Source organism: Streptomyces sp. NBC_00568, assembly GCF_026341855.1.
GTDB lineage: Bacteria > Actinomycetota > Actinomycetes > Streptomycetales > Streptomycetaceae > Streptomyces.
The window spans coordinates 2,634,003-2,657,264 of sequence record NZ_JAPENW010000001.1; the positions used below are offsets into that span (position 1 = coordinate 2,634,003).

The following is a 23,262-nucleotide window of genomic DNA, read 5'->3' on the forward strand; positions in this document are numbered from 1 at the left end:
GCAAGCGGGGACCGCTCATTCCAACTGCCGACACCGTCCTTGGCCTCCTGACCCCGAACGCCGACATCTGCTCCAACCTGATGGTGCGAGACGATGTTCCCGCAGGCCAGGCAGATACCCTCTCCCGCTGTACGCCGATGGCGAACGTGAGATGCCCGAGCCGTGCGTGTCGCCCCTCCCACTAGGGATGTCTTACCCGTACGCACCGACAGTCCATGCCGCGCGCACCGGTTCCCTCCGCTACGGGCGAACACTCTTGCCCGGCCGAAGGCCCTCGCACGCCCATTTTCCCGGAACTCTGTGCGTTCACGGAAACGCCCAGCGTAACTCCGGGGCTCTTCCGGCGGTTGCTCCTTGCATGGTTCCCACCGTCCCTCTCCCCCGCCGGCCGTTCGATCCGGGAGATCCGGTCGATCCGGTGCATCAGTGGTACGAGAACGAACTGGACTGGGCGGCAGTGCCCGGGTCGCCGGTACGGCTCGTCACGGGGCTGCGCTTCGACGTCCTGGAGGTGCCGGCGGAGGCGGGATTCGCGGCGCTGCGGCATCTGGGGCCCGCGTCTCCGGTGGCGTTGCACGGGGAGCGGATGCTGTTGCTGGTGGCCGCGGGGAGCGCGGAGGAGCTGCCGGGGCTGCTCGACTGGCTGGAGTGGGGCGCTCTCGCGCTGGATCTCACGGCGATCGGCGCGGGCGGAAGCATCGAGGCTCCCCCGCCGCCGGATCTCGGCGTCCCGGTGGTGCCGGGCTTCGGGGCTCCGATGTCACCGGGTCCCCACGCTCCGCTGCCGACCGGCCCGGAGGCCCGGACAGCGGACCACCCGCAAGCCGGTCCAGTGAACGGGACAGAGGACCGCCCGCAAGCCCGTCCCGTGGACCGGCCGGAGGCCGGTCCGGAAACACAGAGGGGCCCGCGAGGGGCCGCCCGCTGGCTGCGGCCCCCGGAGCCCGGCTGCGCGGTGGAGCCGGCATTGCCGACACTGTCGGCGCTGGGCGGCGGGGCCGTCGGCGGGGGCGGTGGGGGCGCCCCCGATCTCGTACGACTCGTGCAGACGATGGCGACGCAGTGCCATCGGGTAAGGCTGCGGCGCGCCTGCGCTCAGCCGTTGGCCTTCTCGTAAGCCTCACGAATGGACGCGGGAACTCGGCCGCGGTCGTTGACCTCGTAGCCGTTCTCCTTCGCCCAGGCACGGATCTGCGCGGTGTCCTGGCTGCCGCCGGAAGCGACACGGGCCTTTCCGCGTCCGCCCGAAGCACGGCCTCCGGTACGACGACCACCCTTCACGTAGGGCTCGAGAAGGCCACGGAGCTTGTCCGCATTGGCGGTCGTGAGATCGATTTCGTACGTCTTGCCGTCCAACGCGAACGTCACGGTCTCGTCCGCCTCGCCACCGTCGAGGTCGTCGACAAGAAGGACCTGAACCTTCTGTGCCACCGGATTTCCTTTCATCGATAACTTCAGGGCAAGGAGGGCCCGCGGCGTCCGCCGTTTCGCCGTCCCTTGTTATATGCAGTACTGCAGTACGTCGGAAAGCAAACCGCTTTTGCTGGAAAAACACAAACCCCTGGCAGAGACTCAGTGACCACTGCCCGCCCGGAAACGTGCGCGTTTCGGACATAGGGAACGTGGGCAACGCACTCCGACGGAATAGCCGGTGGCGATCACAGATGCAGAAGCATCCGGCTGTTGCCCAAGGTGTTCGGTTTCACTCGTTCGAGACCGAGGAACTCCGCCACGCCCTCGTCATAGGAACGCAGGAGCTCGGTGTAGACATCGGTGTCGACGGGTGTCTCGCCGATCTCCACGAAGCCGTGCTTCGCGAAGAAGCCGACTTCGAAGGTCAGACAGAAAACCCGCCGAACGCCGAGCCAGCGAGCAGTCTGCAGCAACTTCTCCAGCAACTGATGACCGACGCCGAGGCCCTTGACCGCGGGGTTCACCGCGAGAGTGCGGACTTCCGCGAGGTCTTCCCACATCACGTGCAGGGCACCGCAGCCGACCACCTCGGCGTTGTCGTCGCGTTCCGCGACCCAGAACTCCTGGATGTCCTCGTAAAGGGTGACCGTGGCTTTGTCGAGCAGGATACGGCGGCGCACGTTCGCGTCGAGGAGTCCGCGTACGGCCGCGACATCGCTGGTCCTGGCCCGCCGGACGGTGATGGCTTTTGCGGTGACTTCGGGATGCTGTGCAGGAAGCTCTGCTGGAACCTCTGCGGGATGCTCTGCTGGCATGAGCGGACGCTATCGCTCTGAGCCGTCCCCGTCCCCGGCGGGGTTCTCCTCGGAGCGCTGGGGCTCCGGTGGCCTTTCGACGGGTTCGGAAGCCTGTGGTTCAGGCCCTTGCACCATGCGTACGGCATCCCTGAGCGCGACCCGCTGTTCCTCGCTCATCATCCCGAAGAAGGCGACGAGAGCGGCTGCCGGGTTGTCGCTCTGCGACCAGGCGTCGTTCATCAGCGCCGCCGAGTAGGCGGCACGAGTGGAGACCGCCTCATATCGATAGGCCCGGCCTTCCGCCTCGCGGCGGACCCAGCCCTTCTGATGGAGATTGTCCAAAACGGTCATCACCGTGGTGTACGCGATGGACCGTTCCTGTTGAAGGTCTTCCAGGACTTCCCGAACGGTCACCGGGCGGTTCCACTTCCACACCCGCGTCATGACCGCGTCTTCGAGTTCTCCCAATGGGCGAGGCACAGCTCAGAACAATAGTGGGAGATGGCCAACAAAAAGGGCGTACGACTCGAAGAACGTATGAAACGCATGAAACGTCTGAGTCGTACGCCGGTGGGGGCGCGGTTCGGTCGGGGCGGCCGTGCGCCCGAGGGGTCGGGGCGGCCGTACGCCGAAGGGGACGCGGTCGGGGCTCCGCGCGGGGCCGCCCTGGGCTCAGGCCCCGGCGTCCTTGGGACCCGAGGCCTGGTGGGCGCCCTCCACGCGCGCGAGGGCGGCGTCGACGACCGCGTCCTCCTTGGCCTTGTTGGCGCCGCCCTGGCTCTTCACGATCGTCACGATGAGCCCGATGAAGAACACGGCCATCACGACGGGGGGCACGAGCGCGGAGACATAGTCCATGCCTCCAGAGTAGCTAGCCCGCCGCGAGCTGCTGCGGGGGGTTCGCCGGAGGCGGCCCGGGCTTGCGCCTCGGCGGGAAGACCTCGCCCGGGGTGGGGATGGGCCGGTCCGGGCGGGGCGGCTGGGACTGCGGCTTCGGCTCGGGCTTCTTCTCGGGCTCGTCGGCGGCCCGGCCCCCGGGCAGGGCCAGCAGCCGGGTGCGGGACGACGGCACCGAGGGGACCGAGCGTCCCGCGAGACGGGCGCGCACGTCCTGCTCGGCGAGGATCCGGCAGCGGTCCAGGAGGGCCGCCGCGGTGGGGTTTCCGCGCAGCGCGCGGAGCGCGGCGAGGTCGTCGGGGTTCGGCCGGTAGCCGGCCGCGAGGACCTCCTCCAGGAGGACGAGGTAGCCGGCCGCGGTGCCCGGCAGCGCGGCCCGGTAGCGGGCCAGGTCGGCCACCAGGAAGGCCCGGAGCCTGGCTCCCTCGCGGGCCGCCTCGTCGACGGACTCGGCGAGGCGGAGGCAGTCCTGGACGTCCTCGGCCGAGGCGGGACTGGGGTGCAGGGCGAGGGCGAGGGCACGGCGGAGCACACGCAGCTCCTCCGCACCGAACGCCATGCCGCCGTGGGATCCGTAGGGCGTGGGCATGCGGCGACGATACGCGCTAATCAGACAAAATCCGCATAGCGGGCGAAATGTGGCGCGTCATGTTTTCGCGGATGCCGGAGCAATTTCGGAATCGGATCCCGGAAGCGGATCCCGGAAGCGGATCGAGGCTCTCCCCGCCGGAGTCGGCGCGGAGAGCCTCGCAAATGTGCCGCTCACGGCACCGGCCCCGGAAAGCGCGCAGGGGCGAGACGCCGCGGCCCCGGTGCGCGGAACGCGTGTGCGTGCCGCACAGGGGGCGCCCGGTTCGAGGGATGCCATGCCGCGCCGCCCGTCGGGAAGCGCTCACGCACCGCCCGTCGGCGCACTCCGAGGGGCGCGGACGGCGCCGGTTCTCGGGGTGCGCTCCGGGAGCTCACATGCGCGAGACGTTCCGCTCGTACACCAGGCGCAGCCCGATCAGCGTCAGCCACGGCTCGTGCTCGTCGATCACCGAGGACTCGCCGAGGACCATGGGAGCCAGCCCGCCCGTGGCGATGACGGTGACGTCCTCGGGGTCGTCGGCGAGCTCGCGCGCCATACGGGTCACGACTCCGTCGACCTGGCCGGCGAACCCGTAGATGATGCCGGACTGCATCGCCTCGACGGTGTTCTTGCCGATCACCGCGCGCGGCCGGGCCACCTCGATCTTCCGCAGCTGCGCGCCCTTGACGCCGAGCGCCTCGACGGAGATCTCGATGCCGGGAGCGATGACACCGCCGATGTACTCGCCCCGCGCGCTGACCGCGTCGAACGTGGTCGCCGTACCGAAGTCGACGACGATCGCCGGTCCCCCGTACAGCTCGACCGCCGCCACGGCGTTGATGATCCGGTCGGCGCCGACCTCCTTGGGGTTGTCCGTGAGGATCGGCACGCCCGTCTTGACGCCGGGCTCGACGAGGACGGCGGGGACATCTCCGTAGTAGCGCCGCGTCACCTCGCGCAGCTCGTGCAGCACGGACGGAACGGTGGCGCAGATCGCGATGCCGTCGATGCCGTCGCCGAGCTCCTCGCCGAGCAGCGGGTGCATGCCCATGAGGCCCTGGAGGAGCACCGCGAGCTCGTCGGCGGTGCGGCGCGAGTCGGTGGAGATGCGCCAGTGCTCGATGATCTCCTCCCCGTCGAAGAGGCCGAGGACCGTGTGGGTGTTGCCCACGTCGATGGTCAGCAGCATGGCCGGGGTTACTCCGCCGCTCGCAGGTCGAGCCCGATGTCCAGGATCGGTGCGGAGTGCGTGAGCGCGCCCACGGCCAGGAAGTCGACGCCCGTCCGCGCGTACGCCGCGGCGTTGTCGAGGACGAGCCGCCCGGACGCCTCCAGAAGGGCCCGGCCCTCGACGACGGCCACCGCCTCCTCGCACTCGACGGGCGTGAAGTTGTCCAGAAGGATCAGGTCGGCGCCCGCGTCGACGACCTCGCGCAGCTGGTGCAGGGTGTCGACCTCGACCTCGACCGGAACCTCCGGGAACATCTCCCGTACGGCCTTGAAGGCCTGTGCCACGCCGCCGGCGGCGACCACGTGGTTGTCCTTGACCAGCGCGGCGTCGGAGAGCGACATGCGGTGGTTGACGCCGCCGCCGCAGCGCACGGCGAACTTCTCCAGCGAGCGCAGGCCCGGCGTCGTCTTGCGGGTGTCCCGCACGCGGGTCTCGGTGCCCTCCAGGGCGTCCGCCCACGCGCGCGTGGCGGTCGCGATGCCGGACAGCCGGCACAGGAGGTTCAGCGCGCTGCGTTCGGCCGTCAGCAGGTCGCGGGTGCGCGTGGTGACACTCAGCAGCTTCTGCCCGGCCTCGACGCGGTCGCCGTCCTCGACGTGCCGCTCGACCTCGAACTCGTCGGTGCAGACCACGGAGAGGACGGCCTCGGCGACCCGCAGACCCGCGACGACGCCCGCGTCCCGGGCGGTGAAGTCGGCGGTGGAGACGGCGTCCTCGGGGATGGTCGCGACCGTCGTCACGTCCACACCGTGGTCGAGGTCCTCCTGGATCGCCACGTTCGCGATGTCCTCGACCTCGAGGGGGTCGAGACCGGCGTCGGCGAGGAGCTGGGCGAGAGCGGGATCGAGGCCGCACTCCATGTACGCCTCGTCCGTGTCGGCGCCGCAGCCGCAGCCGTCGCCGCAGCCACCGCTCTCGGCGAGGGGAAGGTCGTGGGTGCTCACTTCGGTCACTGCTCCTGGGGACGGGACTGGGGCGCCGGGTGGGGCTGCCGGGACGTCGGGGGGAAGTCTGCGGTATCGGTGGTGCGAACGGCGAGGGTCCGGTCGGGATTCAGCCGTACGACGATGTGGCGGCGCCACTGCGCGTCGTCCCGGTCGGCATGGTCCTCGCGCCAGTGGCAGCCCCGGGTCTCCTCGCGGAGGCGTGCGGCGGCGACCAGGACACGGGCCACGCACAGCAGGTTGGTCGCTTCCCAGGTGTCGACGCCGGGCTCGGAGGTCTTGCCGTTCTCGTCCAGGGCGTCACGCGCGTCGGTGTGCAGCCGCTGGAGCTGGTCGGCGGCGGTCGCGAGGGACTCGGCGGAGCGCAGCACACCGGCGCCCACGGTCATGATCCGCTGGATCGCGAAGCGGGACTCGGGGGCGAGCAGCGGGTGCGCGGGCGTCTCGGGGTGCGGCACGGGTTCGGGCACGCGCGCGTGGAGACCGTCCTCGGCGTGGCTCGCCGCGATGTCGGCGGCGATGCGCTCGGCGTAGACCAGGCCTTCCAGGAGCGAGTTGGAGGCGAGCCGGTTGGCGCCGTGGACGCCGGTGCAGGCGACCTCGCCGCACGCGTACAGGCCGGGGACCGTGGTGCGGCCCCGCGCGTCGGTCCGTACGCCTCCGGACGCGTAGTGCGCGGCCGGCGCGACCGGGACGGGCTCGGTCACCGGGTCGATGCCGTGGGCGCGGCAGGCGGCGAGGATCGTCGGGAAGCGGTGCTCCCACATGGCGGCGCCGAAGTGCCGGGCGTCGAGGAACATGTGCTCGGCGTCCTGCTCCTGCATGCGGCGCGTGATGCCCTTGGCGACGATGTCCCGGGGCGCCAGCTCGGCCAGCTCGTGCTGGCCCACCATGAAGCGCACGCCGTCACCGTCGACCAGGTGGGCGCCCTCCCCGCGTACCGCCTCGGAGACCAGCGGCTGCTGGCCCTCCGCGTCCGGTCCGAGGAAGAGCACGGTCGGGTGGAACTGGACGAACTCGAGGTCGGAGACCTCGGCGCCCGCGCGCAGGGCGAGGGCCACGCCGTCGCCGGTGGAGACGGACGGGTTGGTGGTCGCGGAGTAGACCTGGCCCATGCCGCCGGTCGCGAGGACCACGGCGGGGGCGTGCACGGCGCCCACTCCGTCGTGCTGGCCCTCTCCCATGACGTGCAGGGTCACGCCCGCGGTGCGGCCGTCGGCGTCGGTGAGGAGGTCGAGGACGAGGGCGTTCTCGACCGTGCGCAGGCCACGCGCGCGTACCGCCTCGACGAGGGCCCGGGAGATCTCGGCGCCCGTCGCGTCGCCGCCAGCGTGCGCGATGCGGCGGCGGTGGTGGCCACCCTCGCGGGTGAGTTCGAGCCGGCCCTCGGCGGACTCGTCGAAGTGCGCGCCGGTCGCGATGAGCCGGCGGACGGCGTCGGGACCCTCGGTGACGAGGATGCGCACGGCCTCCTCGTCGCACAGGCCCGCGCCCGCGACCAGGGTGTCGTCCAGGTGCTGCTCGGGGGTGTCGCCCTCGCCGAGGGCCGCGGCGATGCCGCCCTGCGCCCAGCGGGTCGAGCCGTCGTCCAGGCGGGCCTTGGTGACGACGACGGTCCTCAGCCCGGCGGCCTCGCAGCGCAGGGCCGCGGTGAGTCCGGCGACGCCGGAGCCGACGACCACGACGTCCGCGGTGAGGGCCCAGCCGGGGGCGGGGGCGTGCAGTCGTATGCCGGTGCCAGTGGCAGTACCTGAACCTGTGCCTTTGCCGGTCACGAGGCGGCTCCGAAGGTGAGGGGGATGTTGTCGATCAGCCGGGTCGTCCCGACCCGGGCGGCGACGGCGAGGACCGCCTCGCCGGTGAAGTCGTCCGGGATCTCCGTGAAGTCGGAGGGGTCGACGAGTGCCAGATAGTCCAGGGCCAGCGGCGGTCGCATGCGGGCCGCCTCGTCGAGGACCAGCCGGGCGGCCGCGCGGACACCGGCGGGACCGCCGGGGACGGCCTTGGCGACGGCGTGCGCGTCGGCGGCGGCCCGGGACTCGCCGATGGCGCTGAGGGCTTCGGCACGCGCGCGTGTGGCGGGAACCTCGAGGGCCCGCGCGCGCAGCGCCTCCTGTGCGGCGTGCCGGTCACGGCCCGCGAACAGGGCCTGCGAGAGGGCGAGCGCGGTGCGCCGCTCCTCGGCCGAGAGGTAGCGGTTGCGGCTGGAGAGGGCGAGCCCGTCCTCCTCGCGCACGGTGGGGACCCCGGTGATCTCCACCCCGAAGTTCAGGTCGCGCGCCATGCGCCGGATCAGGGCCAGCTGCTGGGCGTCCTTCTGGCCGAAGAGCGCCACGTCGGGCCGGGTGAGGTGCAGCAGCTTGCCGACGACGGTGAGCATGCCGTCGAAGTGGCCGGGCCGCACGGAGCCTTCCAGCCGCCCGCCCATCGGTCCCGCGGAGATCCGGACCTGGGGCTCGCCGCCGGGGTAGACCTCGTCGACGGAGGGGGCGAACACGACGTCCGCTCCCGCGAGTTCGGCGATCTTCAGGTCGGCGTCGAGGGTGCGCGGGTAGCGGTCGAGGTCCTCGCCCTGGCCGAACTGGAGGGGGTTCACGAAGACGGTCACGACGACCTCGCCTCCGACGCCCGCGATCTCGCGGGCGGTGCGGATCAAGGTGGCGTGGCCCTCGTGGAGGGCGCCCATGGTCATCACGACGGCACGGCGGCCCGCGCGGGCCCGCGCGTGCAGTTCGTCGGCGGTGCGCAGCAGGGCGGTGGTCATCGGGCGTCTCCCTCGGTCCCCTGGGTCCCGTCCGCCCCGTTGGCGAGTACCCCCAGGAGGTCCTCGGCGAGTTCCGGCTTGAGCAGTCCGTGGGCGAGGGCGCGGTCGGCGGTCGCGCGGGCCATCGCCAGATAGCCGGCGACGGTCCCCGGGGCGTGCTCGCGCAGCTCGGCGATGTGCGCGGCGACCGTGCCCGCGTCCCCGCGCGCGACCGGTCCGGTCAGGGCCGCGTCGCCCGACCTGAGCGCGTTGTCCAGAGCGGCGCCGAGCAGCGGGCCCAGCATCCGGTCCGGGGCTTCCACGCCGGCGGTGCGCAGCAGCTCCATCGACTCGGCGACCAGGGTCACCAGGTGGTTGGCGCCGAGCGCGAGGGCCGCGTGGTAGAGCGGCCGGGACTCCTCGGCGATCCACTCGGGCTCGCCGCCCATCTCGATCACCAGGGCCTCGGCGGCCAGCCGCAGCTGTTCGGGCGCGGTGACCCCGAAGGAGCATCCGGCGAGCCGCTGGACGTCCACGGGGGTGCCCGTGAACGTCATCGCGGGGTGCAGTGCGAGCGGCAGCGCGCCGGCCCTGAGCGCCGGGTCGAGCACCCGGGTGCCGTACCGCCCGGAGGTGTGCACCAGCAGCTGGCCGGGCCGGACGGACCCCGTGTCGGCGAGCCCCTCGACGAGCCCGGGCAGGGCGTCGTCCGGGACGGTCAGCAGCACGAGGTCGGCGCGCTCCATGACCTGTGCCGGGGACACCAGCGGCACGTCGGGCAGGAGCTGCGCGGCACGCCGCCTGGAGGCGTCGGAGACGCCGGAGACGGCCACCGGGCGATGTCCGGCGAGCTGGAGTGCCGCGGCGAGCGCGGGGCCCACGCGGCCGGCGCCGACAACGCCGACGGTGAGCCGCGCTGGGCGGTCCTTGGGGTCTGGCTGGGGGAATGTACTCACTCGACGGCGGCCTTCCGTTCCAGTCCGCTCGGGGTACCGGACGATTTCTCGTCATGTTAACGCGATTGGTTCGAGGGCCGTTCGGCCATCCACAGGCTGTGGGTTGCCGCCGGCCGCGGGGACCGGACGTGCGCCGGCCGCGTGAACGGGCTTTCCGCAGGTCACCGGCGCGCGGAAATCGGGGTGACCGGCCGGGCGGGCGCGGGACATCATCCTGGGATGAGCGATACGGCGGCAGAGAGCGGTACGGAGCCTGCGGAGCGGGCCGGGGAGGAGGCGGCACCGCTGTCTCCCGAGGAGCGATTCGAGCGGCGCGCCGCGGCCTGGAAGGCGGCGGAGCGGGTGCTGTGGCGGCCCAGCCACCAGCAGACGCTGCGCGAGCGCCTGACGTGGCTGAGCGAGGCCGCCGAGAGCGTGTGCGATCTCGACGGGCGGGTCGACATGTACGGCGACGGCCTCGTCGAGACCCTGGAGGAGCGGGTCGCCGAGCTGCTGGGCATGGAGGCGGCCGCCTTCTTCCCGACCGGCACCATGGCCCAGCAGGTCGCCCTGCGCTGCTGGGCGGGCCGTACCGGCGACGCGACCGTGGCACTGCACCCCCTCAATCACCCCGAGGTCCATGAGCGGCATGCCTTCAGCCGGGTCAGCGGACTGCGCCCGGTGCATGTGACGGACGCGCCCCGGCTGCCGACCGCCGAGGAGGTGCGGGACTTCCCCGAGCCGTTCGGAGCGCTCCTTCTGGAGCTGCCCCTCCGCGACGCCGGTTTCGTCCTGCCCTCCTGGGAGGAGCTCAACGAGGTCGTGGAGGCCGCCCGGGAGCGCGACGCGGTGGTCCACTTCGACGGGGCCCGGTTGTGGGAGTGCACCCCGCACTTCGACCGTCCGCTGGAGGAGATCGCGGGCCTCGCGGACAGCGTGTACGTGTCGTTCTACAAGTCGCTCGGCGGCTTCGGGGGTGCGGCGGTCGCGGGCCCCAGGACACTCGTCGACGAGGCGAAGACCTGGCGGCACCGGTACGGCGGCATGATCATCCAGCAGTTCCCGACCGTCCTGTCCGCGCTGATCGGCCTGGAGCGGGAGCTGCCCCGGCTGCCCGAGTACGTCGCCCACGCGCGCGTGGTGGCCGGCGCCCTGCGCGAGGGCTTCACGGAGGCCGGTGTCCCCTGGGTCCGGGTCCACCCGGAGGAGCCGCACACCCACCAGTTCCAGATCTGGCTGCCCTACGAGCCGGACGTCCTCGGGGACGCGGGACTGCGGCAGACCGAGGAGACGAAGACGGGCCTCTTCGCCCAGGGCTGGGCCCGGGGCGGCCCCGGACTCGCGTACACCGAGATCACGGTGGCCGGGCCGGGTCTGGAGTGGACGGCGGACGACGTGAAGGCGGCGGTCCGGGCGTTCGTGGAGCGGCTGCCGGGCGGGACCGAGTAGCCGGGCGGAGCGAGGCGGCGGCGGTGGCCGGAGGAGCGGCGGCGGAGCGCATCGGCCGGGGCGACCGGCCGCCCGTCCCATGGCGGCGGCACCTCGGGCCGGATGCGGGGCCTCAGCGGACCGGGTGCCGGCGCGGTCCGCGCAGCCACCGGCCCAGAGCGCCGCGTATCCGGCCGTGCGACGGATGCCCGGCCATGACGGCCCGGAACCGCCGGAAGTCGCGCAGCCCCCGCAGGGCCTCCCGGTCGTGGGTGCCGGGGGCCGGAGGAGCCGCTTCCCCGTGCTGAGAGGCCCGGTAGGTGTCCAGGAGGTACTGCTGGGTGATGCTCATGACGGATCGCCTCTCGGGACGAGGGATGGGATCCGAAGGCCCCGCGCGGACTGCCCCGGTCGTCCCAGATTGCGCCTGATCACAACGGCTGTCGCCTCGATTGACGGCCGCCGTCAATCGACGGCGGCCGTTGTCGGTGGCGAGGTGCACCATGGGGGCATGAGCGTGCACATCGACATCAGCGGGCTGCGGCCGGAGCGGATCGCCGTCGTGCCGTCGCCGCTGGCCGAGCTGGGGATGGCGCTGCACGCGCTGGCGGAGCCCGGGCACCACCCGGGGCTCCAGGGCTGGGTGACGGGCGTGACCGCCCGGCTCGATCCCCATCTCGCGGACCGGATGTGCGAGGCGGACTTCCTGTGGCGTACGACGTTCTCGGACCTGTTCCTGCCCTGTGCGGGCATCCCGGGCGGGGCCGCGCTGCCGGGGGCGACGCTCGCCGAGGACCTGGATCTGCTGGACAAGCTCACGGACGAGCAGTTCGTGGACGCGGCCCTGGAGTTCACCTGCGCGCTCGCGTACAGCTCCGAGGGGCCGCACGCCCTCTCCGATCCCGAGGTGCAGCGGCGTGCCGTGGATCTGGCCGCCTCGCGCGGGCCGCAGCAGACGCGGTTCACGGAGCGGCTGCTGGTGGACCCGCCGGGCGTGCGGGCCTGGCTGAGGCAGTTCCTGGAGGACTGTGACGAGGCCTTCTTCGCCGAGACCTGGTCCCGCCTGCGCCACCCGCTCGCCGCGGAGGCCCGCCACAAGACGGATCTGCTCCGGCACAAGGGCCTGCCCGAGGCGCTGGCCTCCGTCTCCTCCGCCCTGTCCCTCGACGAGACGGCGCGGCGCATCACCGTCGACAAGCTGACCGAGGGGCTCACGGTCACGGCGGACGGCGGCCTGCTCCTCGTCCCCACCAGCCTCGGCCGCCCGCACCTGATGGTGCTGCACCGGTACCGGTGGCAGCCGGTGCTGCACTACCCCGTCAGCTCCCCCGACCTCGCCACCCCGCCCTCGGTCGAGCAGCTCACCCTGCGGATGGCGGCCCTGTCCCACCCGGTCCGGATGCGCATCTGCCGCCATCTGGCCAGGAGCGCGTACACGACCGGCGAGCTGGCCCAGGTGCACGGCATGACCGCACCGGAGATATCCCGGCACCTGAGCGTGCTCAAGAAGGCGGGCCTGATCACCACACGGCGCCGCGGGCGGTATGTGCTGCACCAGCTCGACGTCAGCGTGGTGGCCCGGCTGGGCAGCGATTTCCTCGAGGGCCTTCTGCGTTAGGGCGGTTCGACGAGGTGCTGTGGTGGATGTCGCGGACCCTGCGGGGCCTGGACCGCACCCGCCGGTTCAGTCGAAGCGGATGTGGCGCGCGCTCGTCCACGCCCGCCGCAGACGTCCGCGTACGGCCCCGTCGCGGTTCGGCGTGAGGGTCAGCCCCGCGAGGACGGCGATGCGGTCGGCGGTCTTGGCGACCGTCGTGTGGTCGGTCCACAGATGCTCGGCGAACTCAGGCTCGCGCAGCCGCTCCAGGCAGTGGTCGAGCTGCCCCACAGCCCAGCTCTCGCCTCGCAGCGGGGCGTCCTTTCCGGCGACGTACCGCAGGAGCCGCCCGAAGCCGCGCTCGCGCAGCCGCCCCAGTACGGTCTCGCGCTGGGCCAGCAGCGTGAAGTGCCGTACGTCGTGGCCCAGTTCGCCCAGCCGGCCGACCGTCTCCGCGAAGTACCGGGGGTCCGTGACCGTCATGGGAGCGATGACCACGCCCTCGTGCTTGGCCAGAGCGAGGTCGAGCACCTCGACCACGCCCTGCCGCCAGGACACCAAGTCCTGGAAGTCGCCGCGGAGTTCGGGCGGAAGCATGCGGCGCAGGCCGAAGCCGGCGTGTTCCGGATCGCAGATGACGCTGCCGGGCAGCCGTCGCTGGATCTCGTGTGCGGTCTGTGTCTTGCCGCCCCCGAAGGGGCCGTTGATCCACAGGAGCATGCGCAGACCCTAGTGGGCGCCGGTCACGCCCCGGTCACGCCCCGTCCGCCGGCCGCACGCGGAACGCGTCAGCCGTGGCCGCCCGCCCGGACGATTCCCGTCTCGTAGGCGAGCACGACCACCTGGACCCGGTCGCGCAGCCCCAGCTTCGTGAGAATGCGCCCGACGTGGGTCTTCACGGTGGCCTCGGAGAGGACGAGACGAGCCGCGATCTCGCCGTTGGACAGTCCCTGCGCGACGAGGATCATGACCTCGCGCTCGCGCTCGGTGAGCCGTTCCAGCCCCTTGTGCTGGGGCTCCTTGCCGGCGTTGGGCAGCAGCGGCGCGAACCGGTCGAGCAGGCGCCGGGTGGTGGACGGCGCGACGACGGCGTCGCCGCTGTGCACGGACCGGATGGCGGCGAGCAGCTCGCCCGGGGGCACGTCCTTGAGCATGAAGCCGGAGGCGCCCGCCTTCAGCCCGGAGAAGGCGTACTCGTCGAGGTCGAAGGTGGTGAGGATCAGCACCTTCGGCGGGTTCGGGTCCGAACAGATGCGGCGGGTGGTCTCCACACCGTCCAGCTTCGGCATGCGTACGTCCATCAGCACCACGTCGACCTCGGTGGCGCGCAGCACCTGGAGGGCCTCGACGCCGTCGCCCGCCTCGGCCACGACCTCCATGTCCGGCTGGGCGGCGAGCACCATCCGGAAGCCGGTGCGCAGCAGCACCTGGTCGTCGACGAGCATCACGCGGATCGCCATCGGGGTCCTTTCACTTCGTACGGAACACGTATGTACAGGTGTCAGTGGGCCGGTTTGAGCGGCAGCAGGGCGCTGATGCGGAAGCCTCCACCAGGCCGCGGCCCCGCGTCCAGCGTGCCGCCGACCATGCCGACGCGCTCGCGCATGCCGATCAGGCCGTGGCCCTGCCCGTCGGCGCCGCCGTCCTCGTACAGCTCGTGGGGAGCGCCCTTGCCGTCGTCCTCGACGAGCAGTCCGAGGCCGTCGTCGAAGTAGACCAGGCGGACGCTCGCACCCGCGTTCGGACCCCCGTGCTTGCGGGTGTTGGTGAGCGCCTCCTGCACGATGCGGTACGCCGTGAGCTCCACGCCACTGGGCAGGGGACGCGGGGTGCCCTCCACCTTGAAGTCGACGGGGAGGCCGGAGGTACGGCACTGCGCGATGAGGTCGTCGAGCTGCTCGACGTCGGGCTGCGGCACGTACTCGCCGCCCTCCTGGTGCTCGCCGGTGCGCAGGACGCCGAGCAGGCGGCGCATCTCGGCGAGGGCCTGACGGCCGGTCCCCGAGATGGTCTCCAGGGCCTTCTTGGCCTGGTCCGGGGCGGTGTCCATGACGTACGCGGCGCCGTCGGCCTGGACCACCATCACCGAGACGTTGTGCGCGACGACGTCGTGCAGCTCGCGCGCGATCCGGGCGCGCTCGGCGGCGACCGCGACCTTGGCCTGTGCCTCGCGCTCCTTCTCCAGGCGGGCGGCGCGCTCCTCCAGCTGCGCGAGATAGGCGCGGCGGGTGCGGATCGAGTCGCCGAGCACCCAGGCGAGCGCGAACGGCACCGTCTGGAAGATCGCTATGAGGACGCCGCCCAGCCCGCCCGACTCGGTCGCGGGCCAGCGGAGCTGCGAGAGCGTCCCCGCGCACAGACCGCCGATCAGCGCGAACCGGGAGGCCCAGCGGGCGCCGTCCGCTGCGACGGTGTAGATGATCACCAGCATCGCGAAGTCCGCGGTCATCACCTCCACGTCGAAAATCAGCTGGAGGAAGCCCAGGGCCGCGGCCAGGATCAGCATCTTCTCCGGCATGCGGCGGCGCAGCGCGACGACCAGGCACAGGAAGGAGGCGATCGTCAGGGACTCGGCGAACGACCCGTGGTGGTCCTTGGCCCCGTCGACAGTCGCGATGTTCACGCCGGTGACGCCGAGCAGGGCGACGGCCCAGAAGCTGTCGACCCATGTCGGGTACCTGCGGAGAAAGTCATAGAGGCGCTGCACGTAACCCAGAGTAGGGAAGCGTGCAGTGTGCAGGGGTCAGCCGGAGGATCGATCCGGGACCGCCCCTCGTACTCCCCAAGGTGGATGCCCACCACTCCGCGACGCTCGGGCACGGTCGTCCGGACCCCGGCGCGGACGCGGGGTGCGGCCCGCACGCCCTCCGCGGATCCCCGCCGGCCTGCACCGTCCGCACCGCCCGCCCGGCACCGCCCGCACCCTGCGACCCGACCTGGACGACAGCCCCTGGGACACCCCCTAGCCTGGCCCGGTGAGACGTGAGGCGGCGGGCGAGTGGCGAGGGTGGCGCGAGGCGACGGAGGAGGCGCTGTACGGCCCCTCCGGCTTCTATCGCAGGCCCGAGGGGCCCGCCGGGCACTTCCGGACCTCGGTGCACGCGTCCCCGCTGTTCGCCGCCGCCGTGGCGCGGCTGCTGTGCCGGGTCGACGCGGCGCTCGGCCGGCCGGACGTGCTGGACTTCGTCGACATGGCGGCGGGCCGCGGCGAGCTGGTGACCGGCGTCCTCGCCGCCCTCCCGGCCGAGGTGGCCTCCCGCGCGCACGGGTACGCGGTCGAGCGCGCCGACCGGCCGGCCGGCCTCGATGACCGGATCGCCTGGCTCACCGAGCCTCCGAAGGGGATCACCGGGCTGCTGTTCGCCAACGAGTGGCTGGACAACGTGCCCGTGGACGTCGCCGAGGCCGGCCCGGACGGGGTGCCGCGTCTGGTCCTCGTCCGCGGCGACGGGGCCGAACGCCTCGGGGAGGCCGTCACCGGGGCGGAGGCGGAGTGGCTGGAGCGCTGGTGGTGGCCCGGCGCGCGGCCCGCCCGCACGCCCGCACCCGGAGCGCGGCAGGTCCCCACGCCCCCACAAGGAGCTCCATTCCCACAGGGAGCGCACGCGGCCCCCCAGGAGCCCCCCGCGCCCGCCGAAGGCGCCCGTGCCGAGATCGGGCTGCCCCGGGACATCGCCTGGGCCTCCGCCGTCTCCGCGCTCGACCGGGGTCTCGCCGTCGCCGTCGACTACGCGCACTTCGCGGGCGGACGGCCGCCCTTCGGGACGCTCACCGGTTTCCGGGAGGGGCGCGAGACGGTTCCGGTGCCGGACGGTTCGTGCGACATCACCGCGCACGTGGCGCTCGACGCGTGCGCGCTGCCCGGGGGTCGCGTGACGACCCAGCGCGCGGCACTTCACGCACTGGGCGTGAGCGGCGCACGCCCCCCGCTCACGCTGGCGTCCAGGGACCCCGCCGCCTATGTCCGCGCCCTCGCCGGCGCCGGCGCGGCCGCGGAGCTCACCGCGCCGGGCGGCCTGGGCGACTTCGGCTGGCTGCTCCAGCCCGTGGGCCTCCCGGAAGTGCTCCCGGACACCCCGGCCGACGAGAGCGCGCTCCTTCGCGGCGCCCTACTTGTCGATGTCCCCGACGACGAAGAACAGTGACCCCAGGATCGCCACCATGTCCGAGACCAGCGTCCCCGGCAGCAGTTCGGCGAGCGCCTGGATGTTGTTGTATGAGGCGGAGCGCAGCTTCAGCCGGTACGGGGTCTTCTCGCCCTTGCTGACGAGGTAGTAGCCGTTGATGCCGAGGGGGTTCTCGGTCCAGGCGTACGTGTGCCCCTCGGGCGCCTTCAGGACCTTGGGCAGGCGCTGGTTGATCGGCCCGGGCGGCAGCTCGGCGAACCGGTCGAGGCAGGCGTCCGCGAGATCCAGGGAGACGTGTGTCTGCTCCAGGAGGCACTCGAAGCGGGCCAGGCAGTCGCCCTCCTGGCGGGTGACGACCTTCAGGGTGTCCTGGAGCTCGCCGTACGCGAGGTAGGGCTCGTCACGGCGCAGGTCGAAGTCGACGCCGGAGGCACGCGCGATGGGGCCGCTCACGCCGTACGCGTGCACGGCCTCCGGTGAAAGAACGCCCACGTCGCGCGTACGCGCGCGGAAGATCTCGTTGCCGAGCACCAGGTCGTCGTACACGCCCATGCGCGAGCGCAGCGCGGCGACGCAGGCACGCGCGCGGGTGGCCCATCCGGCCGGGAGGTCCTCCTTGAGGCCGCCGACGCGGTTGAACATGTAGTGCATGCGCCCGCCGGAGATCTCCTCCATGACGTGCTGGAGCTCCTCGCGCTCCGTGAAGGCGTAGAAGATCGGGGTGATCCCGCCCAGCTCCAGGGGATAGGAGCCGAGGAACATCAGGTGGTTGAGGACACGGTTGAGCTCCGCGAGGAGCGTGCGCGTCCACACCGCGCGCGGGGGGACCTCCATGCCGAGCATCCGCTCCACGGCGAGGACGACGCCCAGCTCGTTCGAGAACGCCGACAGCCAGTCGTGGCGGTTGGCGAGCATGATGATCTGGCGGTAGTCGCGCGCCTCGAAGAGCTTCTCCGCGCCGCGGTGCATATAGCCGATGACCGGCTCCGCGTGCTGGATCCGCTCGCCGTCGAGCACGAGCCGCAGCCTCAGCACTCCATGGGTCGAAGGGTGCTGGGGGCCGATGTTGAGCACCATGTCGGTGCTCTCGGCAGCGCCACCGATACCGACCATGGTCTCCGTCGTAGGAGTCATGGACACAGTCTCTCGTACGTACGCTTGCCGCATGGAGACGGGGAGCACGCAGACCGCCGAGAACGCGATGCCGGAGCCGGTCTGGACCGGGCTGCCTCCGGGGCTGCTGCGCATGCGGCGGCTGCTGCTGGTGGTGTGGCTGGGACTCCTGACGATCGCCGTCGGGCTGCTCCTCGGGCTGTTCGCCGGTCCGGGCTGGGCGGCCTTCGCCCTGCTGCCGCTCGCCCTGATGGTGTGGGGCTGGCCCATGCTGGGGCGCAACTGGCGCTCCTGGCGGTACGCGGAACGCGCGGACGACCTGCTGATCAGCCGGGGTGTGCTGTGGCGTGAGGAGACCGTGGTGCCGTACGGGCGCATGCAGCTGGTCGAGGTGACCTCCGGGCCCGTCGAACGTCACTTCGGGCTCGCCAGCGTGCAGCTGCACACGGCCGCCGCGGCGACCGACGCGTGCATCCCGGGTCTCGACCCGGCCGAGGCCGAACGGCTGCGGGACCGGCTGACCGAACTGGGCGAGGCACGATCGGCGGGACTGTGAGCACGGCCTCCCCGGGCGGTGCGGACTCCTCGGACTCCCTGGGGAACACCCCTGCCGCGTCCCTCGTTCCGGCCGGGACGAGGTCCCTGCCGGGCGACGACGGCTCCGTACGGGGGGAAAAGCCGCTGTCCGAGCGCCGGTTGCATCCCGTGACCCCGTTCCGGCGCGCCTGGGCGCCGGTCACCGTGATCGCCGGCTGGGCCGTCCACGACCCCAACCAGGCGCAGGAGCAGCTGACCAGACTCACCACGACCGCTCTGGTCGTCGGACTCGCCGTGATCGTCCCGGGCGCCGCCCTCTACGGCTTTCTGAGCTGGTGGTTCACGCACTTCGCGGTGACTGACACCGAACTGCGTATCCGCACCGGCCTGTTGTTCCGCCGCACCGCGCACATCCGGCTCGAACGGCTCCAGGCCGTCGACGTCACCCAGCCGCTGCTGGCCCGCGTCGCGGGCGTCGCCAAGCTCAAGCTCGATGTCGTCGGGGCGGACAAGAAGGACGAGCTGGCGTACCTGGGAGAGGGCGAGGCCCGGAGGCTGCGCGCCGAACTCCTCGCCCGGGCCGCCGGTTTCGCACCCGAGTCCGCCCACGAGGTCGGCGAGGCGCCGGTACGCCGGCTGCTGCACGTCCCGCCCGGCGTCCTCGCCGTCTCCCTGGTGCTCACCGGCGCCACCTGGGGCTCCCTCCTCGCCGCCGTCGTCGTCCCCGCGTTCCTGTGGCTCCTCACGCACAGCGTATGGACGGTCCTCGCGACCGGACTGCCGCTGCTCGGCGCGGCGGGCGCGAGCAGCGTGGGACGGTTCGTCGGCGAGTACGACTGGACGGTGGGCGAGTCGCCCGACGGACTCCGCATCGACCACGGGCTCCTGGACCGCACGCACGAGACGGTGCCGCCCGGCCGCGTGCAGACCGTGCGGATCGTCGAACCCCTGCTGTGGCGGCGCCGCGGGTGGGTGCGCGTCGAGCTGGACGTGGCCGGGTCCTCGAACTCGGTCCTCGTGCCCGTCGCTCCGCGCGAGGTCGCCGGGACCGTGATCGCCGCGGTGCTGCCCGGGGTGACCGTTCCGCTGTCCCTGGACCGGCCGCCACGGCGGGCCGGCTGGTGCCTGCCGCTCTGGTGGCGCGGGTACGGACTCGCCGTCACCGACACCGTCTTCGCGGCGCGTCACGGGCTGCTGCGGCGCAGCCTCTCCCTCGTCCCGCACGCGAAGGCGCAGAGCGTACGGCTGACACAGGGGCCGTGGGAGCGCCTCAAGGGACTCGCCGACGTCCACATCGACACCGGCGCCGACAAGACGGTGACGGCGCGGCTGCGGGACGCCGCGGAGGCGGCGGAGCTCCTCCAGGCCCAGGCCGACCGGTCCCGTACAGGGCGGCGGGAAGCCCGGCCGGACCGGTGGATGGCCTGAGGCCGCCTGACCGGTGGTTGGCCTGAGGCCTCGCTCGGCCGCGAAGCCCGCACATGGGCGGACCGAGGAACGACGGACCGGAGGCTCACGCCGGAAACGGACCGATGACGCGGACCGACCGCCTGCGCCCGAAAAGGAGTGAGGGCAGTGGCGTGGTGCCACTGCCCTCACTCCGTCACGTGTGTCCGCCCGGGACGCGGGCGGCTCAGGAAGCCGCGCTCCGCAGCCCTGCCAGGTCGATGTGCTCCGTCTCGTCGTGCGCGGTCAGGTCGATGACCTGGCGGCCGACATCGCGCGAACCCTCGCTCGCGGGCTTGAACCCGGACTCGGCCTCGGCCTTGTGCAGGGCGAGCGCCTCCTGGCCGACCACATCGGCCAGGTCCTCGTTCTGTACGGCTTCCATCGCGGCGGCGTCGGACGACTCCTTCTGCGTACCGAAGAAGTCGAACCCGCCCTCCACCGAGGGCCGTCGCACCGGCGCGGTGGGCGGGACGACGGCCACCGCCGTCGGCACGGTGAAGTGCCCGGACCGCTGGGCGGGCTTGGCGGAGTGCGACGCCCGGGCCGGCTGCGCGGTCTCGGCCTGGGCCGGCGTGGCGGATTCGGCGGGCTGCGAAGGCTTGGCCTCGGCGACCGCGCGCTGATGCTCGCCGGCCGCCTCGGGCTTCCCCTGCGCCCCACCCGCTTCCGCGACGGCGTCCGGGGACGGACCCGTCTCGCCTGCCGCAGCACGCCTCGGGGGCTCGGCGTTCACGACCGCGTCCTTCGTCGCGACCGCGTCCTTGGTCGCGAGCGCACCCTTCCTCGCCGCCGCGTCCCTCTTCGCGGCCGCGTCCCGCTTGACGGCCGCGTCCCGCTTGACGGCCGCGTCCAACGCGGACTCGCCACGCGTGGGCGCCTCGCTCAGGGGCTCGGCCGTCGCGGAGTCGGCATCGGCATCGGAAACGGCATCGACATCGGCATCGGCATCGGCATCGGCATCGGAGTCAGGGTCCGAGTCCGGCTCCGAGTCGGGCAGCGCCAGGGCCAAGGACCCCGAGACCGTCGAGGCCTCGGCGCCTTCCGCCTCCCGAGTGCCGCCGGCTATCCGGCTCAGCGCCGCACCGGCCCGCAGGAAGAGCGACGACCCGGCCGGAGAGAAGACCTCGGGAGACTCGTCGGCCTCAACCTCGGCCTCCGCCTCGGCGTCGACCTCCGCCTTCGCGTCCGCCTCCGTGGAAGCCATGTCGTCATCGGCCGTCGTGAAGGCCGCGATGGCGTCCGCCCCGCTCCCGGACGCGGACACCGCACCCTCGGAGCCGCCCGGCTCCTCGGACTCCTCCGGCTCCTCGGACGTCTCGACCGCCTCAGGCGCGTCCGGCGAATCCACCGCGTCGGCGGGGCCCTCCGCGCCAGGGGAATCCGGCGTCTCCGGGGAGTCCGGGGTCGGGGAGTCCGGCGTCTCGTCCGCATCCGGAGCCGTCCGCGCGGCCGGCAGGGCGCGCGTCGGCACCGCGGCCTCTATGGCGAGCTGCCTGCGGCCCTCCAGAGCGGTCGCCCGCTCCGTCTCCGCCGTGGCGTACCGCCGCAGCAGCGCCGCGTGTTCGTTGCGCAGGCCGGCCAGCTCGGTGCGCTTGGCACGCAGCTTCTGCTCCAGCTTGACGCGCAGCTCCCGCGACTCGTCGAGGTCGGTCTCCAGTTCGGCGACCCGCTCCTCATGACGCCACTCGTCGCTCGCTCGCGCGCGCGTGAGGTCGGCGACGCGTTTACCGGCCGAGGTGTCCCAGCGGCGCATGACGACCGCACCGGCGACCGCTGTCGCCGCGGCGCCCGCGGCCAGCACACGGAGCACGAACGCCTCCGTGAACAGCCAGGGCCCTACGGCGCAGACGAGCGACACGCCGGCGATCGCCGAAGGAGGCAGCACCCTGTGCAAGGGCGGGGAATGGCGGTGGCGTCCACGTGGCATGGCCAGAAACTTACCGCGCGTAGGCGAATCTTGGTGCCCCGCCCGGTAAAAACACAGTCACCCCGGAACGATTGTCCCGTACCAGCCGTCGACAGGGCACACCGCTTGTCCCACAAGGCCCGTCATACCCCCGGGCACTCCGGCTCCTCGATCAATTCCGCCGGCTCAGGACGGGTTCACCGAATCGGAATCATCGGGGCGTGACATTTCCCCGAGGGGCGACATTTCTCCGTGCCGGACGCCGAATTCGTCCGGTGGGCCCGGTCCGGCACGACCCGCGACCCCACCCGGCCCCGGCCCGCACCTCGACGGCCCCCGCGACAAGGCAGGACAGCGCGGGCCAGGGACCGGCGGCACGCGTCAGCGGTCGCTCAGCCGCCCGCTGATCCACTGGAGCGCCGCGGGGATCTCCCGCCGCCACGTGTTGAAGTTGTGGCCGCCGCTGTCGAGGATGATCGACGAGATCCTGGTACGCCCGTTGGACTTCACGAGGTCTATGAAGTCCAGCGTTTCCTTGTAGTTGGATTCGCCCGCCCTGCTGCTGCTGACGAGCAGTGAGGTGTCGGGCGCGGGCTTGTTCTTGAGATACCAGCGCAGGTCGGCGCTGTCGCGCAGCGCCTTGTCGCCGTGGAAGAGATCGCCCGTCGTCCGGTCGACCGCCGCCTTGTAGTACGGCGACAGGCCCGCACCGGCGGCGAACACCTCGGGGTGGTGGACGGCGAGCTTCAGCGCGCAGTACCCGCCCGTCGAGTCGCCCATGACGCCCCAGCTCCCGGGCTTCCGGCCCACCCTGTAGTGGGCCGATACGGCTTCGGGGAGGTCCTTGGCGAAGAAGGACTCGGCCTGCGGACCGCCCGGCACGTCCACGCACTCGGTGTCCCTCGGGGGCGCCACGGTCGGCCGCAGCATGACCAGGATCATCGGCTGGATCTGGCCGTTCTTGGCCAGCCGGTTCGCCGTCTGCGGGAAGTGGAGGCCCTTGATGAGCGCCTCTGCGGTGCCGGGATAGCCGGTCAGCACGGTGGTGACCGGGAACGTACGGGTGCGGGACCGCGGCTGGAAGTACTCCGGTGGCAGATAGACGTACGCCGATGTGGCGATCCGGGTCGTACGGCCGACGATGTCGATCTTCTGGATCTGGCCGCCGACCTGCGGCCGGGACCCGCCCGAGACGTTCACCCGCCGGGTGTCCACCACTTGGAGGGGGCCGCCGCCCGGACCGCCCGCGCCGTTGTGGTCGACGACCACGCCCTCACCACGCTCCCTGCCGAGGAGGTCCGCCCAGCTGGCGTAGAACCCGAACGCCTGGTTGGCGCACAGCCCGACCGAGGCGAACAGCGCCAGCTGGGTGGCCAGCAGCAGGCCCACACGTCCGCCGACGGACCGCCAGGTGCGCCGGGCGAGCCGGGGCCACCACCACACCGTGCCGACGAACAGCAGTACGGCGAGCAGGACCGCCAGAACCAGCACCTTGTTGCTCGTGAGACCCATCGCCTGTTCCCGCCTGCGCTTTCCGCCCGGGCCCGTCCCGCTCCTTCGCGAGTCCTTGCCCT

The 23,262-nt window shown here is 72.4% G+C and carries 23 protein-coding genes; 6 read left to right on the plus strand and 17 right to left on the minus strand.

Annotated features, from left to right (window positions below):
• Positions 1-358 precede the first annotated feature (358 nt).
• A complete protein-coding gene (locus tag OOK38_RS11350) occupies positions 359-1,117 on the plus strand; it encodes an SCO3374 family protein (protein WP_266761271.1) in 759 nt (252 codons plus the stop codon).
• Here OOK38_RS11350 and OOK38_RS11355 read toward each other — a convergent pair.
• The 10 genes from OOK38_RS11355 to OOK38_RS11400 form a co-directional block, all read right to left on the minus strand.
• Positions 1,096-1,431 (minus strand): Lsr2 family protein, encoded by a 336-nt coding sequence (locus OOK38_RS11355; protein ID WP_010986119.1) that lies wholly within the window; start codon positions 1,429-1,431, stop codon positions 1,096-1,098. The two genes, OOK38_RS11350 and OOK38_RS11355, sit on opposite strands and share 22 nt — an antisense overlap.
• A gap of 227 nt (positions 1,432-1,658) precedes the next feature.
• Positions 1,659-2,228, minus strand: a complete 570-nt coding sequence (locus tag OOK38_RS11360) for an amino-acid N-acetyltransferase (RefSeq protein WP_266761268.1) — start codon at positions 2,226-2,228, stop codon at positions 1,659-1,661.
• Between the two features lie 9 nt (positions 2,229-2,237).
• On the minus strand, positions 2,238-2,690 hold the full coding sequence (locus OOK38_RS11365) for a BlaI/MecI/CopY family transcriptional regulator (RefSeq protein WP_266761266.1): 453 nt from the start codon (positions 2,688-2,690) through the stop codon (positions 2,238-2,240).
• Positions 2,691-2,882: 192 nt separating this feature from the next.
• Positions 2,883-3,068, minus strand: coding sequence for a hypothetical protein (locus tag OOK38_RS11370; RefSeq protein WP_266761265.1), 186 nt, complete (start codon positions 3,066-3,068; stop codon positions 2,883-2,885).
• 13 nt (positions 3,069-3,081) lie between these two features.
• Positions 3,082-3,666: a hypothetical protein gene (locus tag OOK38_RS11375; RefSeq protein ID WP_266765790.1), complete on the minus strand. Its 585-nt coding sequence runs from the start codon at positions 3,664-3,666 to the stop codon at positions 3,082-3,084.
• Between the two features lie 403 nt (positions 3,667-4,069).
• Positions 4,070-4,867, minus strand: a complete 798-nt coding sequence (locus OOK38_RS11380) for a type III pantothenate kinase (protein ID WP_266761263.1) — start codon at positions 4,865-4,867, stop codon at positions 4,070-4,072.
• Between the two features lie 8 nt (positions 4,868-4,875).
• Positions 4,876-5,853 (minus strand): carboxylating nicotinate-nucleotide diphosphorylase, encoded by a 978-nt coding sequence (nadC, locus tag OOK38_RS11385; protein ID WP_266761261.1) that lies wholly within the window; start codon positions 5,851-5,853, stop codon positions 4,876-4,878.
• 5 nt (positions 5,854-5,858) lie between these two features.
• Entirely contained in the window at positions 5,859-7,628 is a 1,770-nt protein-coding gene (locus OOK38_RS11390; protein WP_266761259.1) for an L-aspartate oxidase, read from the minus strand.
• A complete protein-coding gene (gene panC, locus OOK38_RS11395; protein ID WP_266761257.1) occupies positions 7,625-8,617 on the minus strand; it encodes a pantoate--beta-alanine ligase in 993 nt (330 codons plus the stop codon). Before panC ends, OOK38_RS11390 begins: the two co-directional genes overlap by 4 nt.
• Positions 8,614-9,552, minus strand: a complete 939-nt coding sequence (locus OOK38_RS11400) for a Rossmann-like and DUF2520 domain-containing protein (RefSeq protein ID WP_266761255.1) — start codon at positions 9,550-9,552, stop codon at positions 8,614-8,616. The genes panC and OOK38_RS11400 overlap by 4 nt, the downstream gene beginning before the upstream one ends.
• 219 nt (positions 9,553-9,771) lie before the next feature.
• Between OOK38_RS11400 and OOK38_RS11405 the strand changes: the two genes are divergently transcribed.
• Positions 9,772-10,980 carry a low specificity L-threonine aldolase gene (locus tag OOK38_RS11405; protein WP_266761253.1) on the plus strand — a complete coding sequence of 403 codons (1,209 nt, stop codon included), beginning with the start codon at positions 9,772-9,774 and terminating at the stop codon, positions 10,978-10,980.
• Positions 10,981-11,092: 112 nt separating this feature from the next.
• On the opposite strand, the gene OOK38_RS11410 is transcribed toward OOK38_RS11405, so the two are convergent.
• Positions 11,093-11,311, minus strand: coding sequence for a hypothetical protein (locus OOK38_RS11410; RefSeq protein ID WP_266761251.1), 219 nt, complete (start codon positions 11,309-11,311; stop codon positions 11,093-11,095).
• Positions 11,312-11,470: 159 nt separating this feature from the next.
• Between OOK38_RS11410 and OOK38_RS11415 the strand changes: the two genes are divergently transcribed.
• Positions 11,471-12,577, plus strand: a complete 1,107-nt coding sequence (locus OOK38_RS11415; RefSeq protein ID WP_266761249.1) for a DUF5937 family protein — start codon at positions 11,471-11,473, stop codon at positions 12,575-12,577.
• Positions 12,578-12,643: 66 nt separating this feature from the next.
• Here OOK38_RS11415 and OOK38_RS11420 read toward each other — a convergent pair whose 3' ends face one another.
• The 3 genes from OOK38_RS11420 to OOK38_RS11430 form a co-directional block, all read right to left on the minus strand.
• Positions 12,644-13,276, minus strand: coding sequence for an AAA family ATPase (locus tag OOK38_RS11420; RefSeq protein ID WP_266761247.1), 633 nt, complete (start codon positions 13,274-13,276; stop codon positions 12,644-12,646).
• A 68-nt stretch (positions 13,277-13,344) separates the two neighbouring features.
• Positions 13,345-14,016, minus strand: coding sequence for a response regulator transcription factor (locus tag OOK38_RS11425; protein WP_266761245.1), 672 nt, complete (start codon positions 14,014-14,016; stop codon positions 13,345-13,347).
• Between the two features lie 41 nt (positions 14,017-14,057).
• Complete coding sequence (locus tag OOK38_RS11430; protein WP_266761243.1) at positions 14,058-15,263, minus strand: sensor histidine kinase; 1,206 nt, start codon at positions 15,261-15,263, stop codon at positions 14,058-14,060.
• A gap of 268 nt (positions 15,264-15,531) precedes the next feature.
• On the opposite strand from OOK38_RS11430, the gene OOK38_RS11435 reads away from it, so the two are divergent.
• Positions 15,532-16,701, plus strand: coding sequence for an SAM-dependent methyltransferase (locus OOK38_RS11435; protein ID WP_266761241.1), 1,170 nt, complete (start codon positions 15,532-15,534; stop codon positions 16,699-16,701).
• On the opposite strand, the gene OOK38_RS11440 is transcribed toward OOK38_RS11435, so the two are convergent.
• Positions 16,666-17,817, minus strand: a complete 1,152-nt coding sequence (locus OOK38_RS11440) for an NADH-quinone oxidoreductase subunit D (RefSeq protein ID WP_266761239.1) — start codon at positions 17,815-17,817, stop codon at positions 16,666-16,668. The genes OOK38_RS11435 and OOK38_RS11440 overlap by 36 nt on opposite strands.
• A 31-nt stretch (positions 17,818-17,848) precedes the next feature.
• On the opposite strand from OOK38_RS11440, the gene OOK38_RS11445 reads away from it, so the two are divergent.
• On the plus strand, positions 17,849-18,352 hold the full coding sequence (locus OOK38_RS11445) for a PH domain-containing protein (RefSeq protein WP_266761237.1): 504 nt from the start codon (positions 17,849-17,851) through the stop codon (positions 18,350-18,352).
• A gap of 86 nt (positions 18,353-18,438) precedes the next feature.
• Positions 18,439-19,761: a PH domain-containing protein gene (locus tag OOK38_RS11450; protein ID WP_266765789.1), complete on the plus strand. Its 1,323-nt coding sequence runs from the start codon at positions 18,439-18,441 to the stop codon at positions 19,759-19,761.
• A 205-nt stretch (positions 19,762-19,966) separates the two neighbouring features.
• Here OOK38_RS11450 and OOK38_RS11455 read toward each other — a convergent pair whose 3' ends face one another.
• Positions 19,967-21,709 (minus strand): hypothetical protein, encoded by a 1,743-nt coding sequence (locus OOK38_RS11455; protein ID WP_266761236.1) that lies wholly within the window; start codon positions 21,707-21,709, stop codon positions 19,967-19,969.
• Between the two features lie 360 nt (positions 21,710-22,069).
• Positions 22,070-23,200 carry an esterase family protein gene (locus OOK38_RS11460; RefSeq protein ID WP_266761234.1) on the minus strand — a complete coding sequence of 377 codons (1,131 nt, stop codon included), beginning with the start codon at positions 23,198-23,200 and terminating at the stop codon, positions 22,070-22,072.
• Positions 23,201-23,262: the final 62 nt, after the last annotated feature.